The following is a 1,754-nucleotide window of genomic DNA, read 5'->3' on the forward strand; positions in this document are numbered from 1 at the left end:
ATATGGAAAGGATTAGAAAATTATGTGACCTATTTTAAGAACTTAAATAATGACTAGAATAGCATTTTTACTTAATTTTCCTTTGGCTTATAAAGGAGGAATTAATTATCTTAAAAATCTTCTTTATGCCATAAAGGAGATAAAGGATAAGAATTTTGAAATAATTTTGTTTGTACCTGGAGATATACCACAGGAATATATTAATATCTTTTCTCGATATGCCGAACTAATTAAGACCAATGTAATTAGAAGGAGAAGTTTAGTCTGGTTCATAGATAAGGTTTGTCAGAAATATCTTAATTATGGGCCATTAACAGAACTATTATTGAAAAAGAATAGAGTTAATGTAATATCCCATTCTAACTATGTAAGCAAAAATAGAAATATTAGAAGTATAAATTGGATACCTGATTTTCAATATTTGCACTATCCGGACTTGTGGTCTGATCGAGAATTAATTAATAATAAGAGGCTCCACGAGAATTTAGCAAATGAAAGTGATGTTATTGTTTTGAGTAGTAATGATGCATTTAAGGATTATAAGACACTATATCCATCGCTAGTCCACAAAGTTAAGGTACTACATTTCGTTTCGCAACCAACCTCAGATAACACCAATTTGTTAGAAGATGAACTATTAGTTGTGAAAAAGTATGCAGACAATGCCCCATTTTTTTATTTGCCAAACCAATTCTGGTCTCATAAAAATCATATTCTAGCATTTAAAGCAGTTAAGCAATTAAAAGATAGGGGATGGGATATGGTACTTTTAACTAGTGGTGTAATGGAAGATTTTAGAAGTAAGAATGATCACATCGGTTTCTTGAGAAAATATGTAGAAGAAAACCATTTGTCTGAAATGATTAAGTTTCTTGGTGTTATTCCATATAGTGATGTATTAATACTAATGAAATATTCTAAGGCGGTTATAAATCCATCTTTTTTCGAGGGGTGGAGCTCTACTGTTGAAGAAGCTAGAACTTTAGGTGTGAGTCTGCTTTTATCTGATATACCTGTCCACAGAGAACAATCTCCACCAAATTCAGACTATATTGATCTGTATAATGAAGAGGAATTAGCTAATGTTATGGAGAAATATTTAATTAATTCAAATACCCAGATAAGGGATATAGACTTATTAAAGCAATCATTGGATCAAAGAACAATATCTTTTGGAAATACTTACTTAAACATTGTAAAAGAGCTAGGATAATGTGCTGGCTTACCGAAAGTGGTGATTTGTTTGAAAGATCATTGTGACTGATGCATTATTACAAGTGTATAATATATTATTAAATAGATTGGTTTAACATACCAGAATTTATTATGGAAATAGGCAGACCTTTCGATACAGAGTATTTGGATAGTAAATCGAAAGTTCAATACAGTATATCGAAGAAGAGTATAATAAACTTTCTATTTTTAACGATTGTTTTTGTTGTAACAAGACAGGTGCCTTTTTCTTTTTTATCACCGATAATGAATCTGGCCGTTATTCTAATTATAGTACTTTCTTTGTTGGAAATCAAGCCTCGGAAGGATGTAGTATGCCTGGTGTTATTATTATTATTATTTCCCTTAACGTACAGTTTATTATATTCTATCGTTGCTACTGATAATAAAATACCCCTTGCCTTAAAGTTTTATACAGTTCTTGTAACACTAGGCCTAGCTTATTTTGTACGTGTCAACCTGGCCACACTAAAATGGTTTGTTAGAATATGTTTGTTACAGGTAAGTATAATGGTCGGTAT

1 protein-coding gene is annotated in these 1,754 nt (G+C 30.9%); it reads left to right on the forward strand.

Annotated features, from left to right (window positions below; all coding sequences use genetic code 11):
• Positions 1 to 49: 49 nt before the first annotated feature.
• On the forward strand, positions 50 to 1,213 hold the full coding sequence (locus DBR11_RS26710) for a glycosyltransferase (protein ID WP_108555608.1): 1,164 nt from the start codon (positions 50 to 52) through the stop codon (positions 1,211 to 1,213).
• Positions 1,214 to 1,754 lie beyond the last annotated feature (541 nt).

Origin of the sequence: Pedobacter sp. HMWF019, assembly GCF_003061025.1 — a bacterium.
GTDB lineage: Bacteria > Bacteroidota > Bacteroidia > Sphingobacteriales > Sphingobacteriaceae > Pedobacter.

What these genes read in the sequence shown, in the direction of transcription:
- DBR11_RS26710 (WP_108555608.1), top strand. Translation starts at nt 50, where the DNA reads ATGACTAGAATAGCATTTTTACTTAATTTTCCTTTGGCTTATAAAGGA.